Annotated in this window: 1 protein-coding gene; it reads left to right on the forward strand. The window is 54.7% G+C overall.

From position 1 onward, the window contains the following. Positions 1–39 precede the first annotated feature (39 nt). A complete protein-coding gene (locus ACPYOI_RS35600) occupies positions 40–1,092 on the forward strand; it encodes a ketopantoate reductase family protein (RefSeq protein ID WP_481424115.1) in 1,053 nt (350 codons plus the stop codon). The last annotated feature ends 659 nt before the right edge of the window (positions 1,093–1,751 follow it).

Genomic DNA, 1,751 nt, shown 5'->3' on the forward strand with positions numbered 1-1,751 from the left:
GAACCAACAGTTCGCCTTGGATCGTAGAAGGAGACCAGGATGCATGAGATCGTACCCGAATTATCGATTCATAAGGCAGCGAAAGGGCTTCGCATCTGTGTTGCCGGTCCCGGTGCAATCGGCATCACGCTCGCGACACGGCTGTCAATAAGCGGGCATTCCGTCAGTGTTCTTGCCCGAGGTGGAAGCCTCGTTGCTATCAAGAAAAATGGCTTGTCTCTTATGGACGCCGAAGGAGAACATCGGGCTCATGTCACCGTCGGCACCGCCGACGAGCTTCAGAGCGCGGATGTGCTTTTTCTTTGCGCCAAGGCGCAAGACCTTGAATCCCTGGCCGAGGCCGTACAACCCCTCATTCATCCTGAGACGCTCGTCGTTCCGTTCGTTAACGGCATTCCATGGTGGTATTTCCAAGGGGTTGAAGGGCGTCACGCCGGCCGCACCGTTCTGGCTGTCGACCCTCGTCAACGCCTCAAGCGATTGCTGCCGGAGCAGCGTGTAATTGGCGCCGTTACGACAATCACTGTGGAAAGACTTGCGCCCGGCGTTGCCCGTACCAGAAACCCTCTCCGTTGCGTCATAGGAGAGATAGACCATCGTCGCAGCGATAGAACGGACTGGCTTGCAGCTCTGTTGGCTGAAAGCGGGATAGCCACGCGCGTCACGGAAAGGATACGTGATGCCCTGTGGACGAAGGTCGTTGCCAACTTGTGCAGCAATCCGCTTTCGGTTGTCACCGGCGCCACGTTACGTGATGTTTGTGGTGACCCGTCTTTGTCCATCGTAAGCCGAAAGCTGGTCGATGAAGGCTTGTTGGTCGCTGCTTCGTTTGGCGCGCGAGTGGAGCTCGATCCCAGCTCGCTTCTCGCGATGGGCGCCAGCATGGGCGATTTTAAGACTTCGATGCTTCAGGATTACGAAAAGGGCCTGCCACTTGAGTTGGCGGCAATTTGCAACGCCGTTATGGAGTTGGGAGAGCTTGAAGGTATTTCAATGCCTTTTACAAGAACGATAACAATTCTCTCGCAGTTCAAAAGCAGCATGCGCCAGAAGGCCCCCTACGTCGAATCGGACAGAACCAACGCGGCATAGTTGTTCTTGCTACACGCTTGTTGATATTACTCCGCAGGCAGAAGCCGGAATAGACGCGAGTGCTTGCGACATTACCGGTTAACCCGGTCGAACTCGTGTTGAATTCACCGCGACAGACGATGCAGGCTGCGATTGACATGCTTTCCATGGATTTCGGTTGTCTTTGCGCAAGGCTCGTTTGGCCTGGATCGGCCGAACCGGGCTCTGCGGGATGCCTGCGATTGTCGATGGGCTTTTGCGGCTCAAAGCGGCATTAGCGCGGTTCAGCTTTTCACGGAATCGCAGAACCGCTCTCTATCTCTTTGTTTTTTCGTAATTCCCGCCGGGGAAAACCGCTTCGCACTTTTCCTGGAATTGCTCTAGGAGGCAGACCACAAACATTTCAGCCACCAAGGCCGGGCGAAATCTGCTGATCGGCACCAACCGCTTGTTATTCCATATCGTCGGCATATAGAGCGGCCAGTTCTGGATACATTGACATCCCAGCGAGAACCAGCCCATCGAAAATGATGCGCAGTAACAATGATGCCGCGCTATCATGTCGTTGCGCAAGCACAACTGGCTGAGTTACGGCTGGCTGATTGAATTAGCCCCCGAAAGGCCCGGACATGCTCCACCACTTAGCTAAGTGGGTAGGAGTAATGTTGGTAATATGACTA

The sequence above is a fragment of the Rhizobium sp. SVR5-2C genome (genome assembly GCF_056755115.1).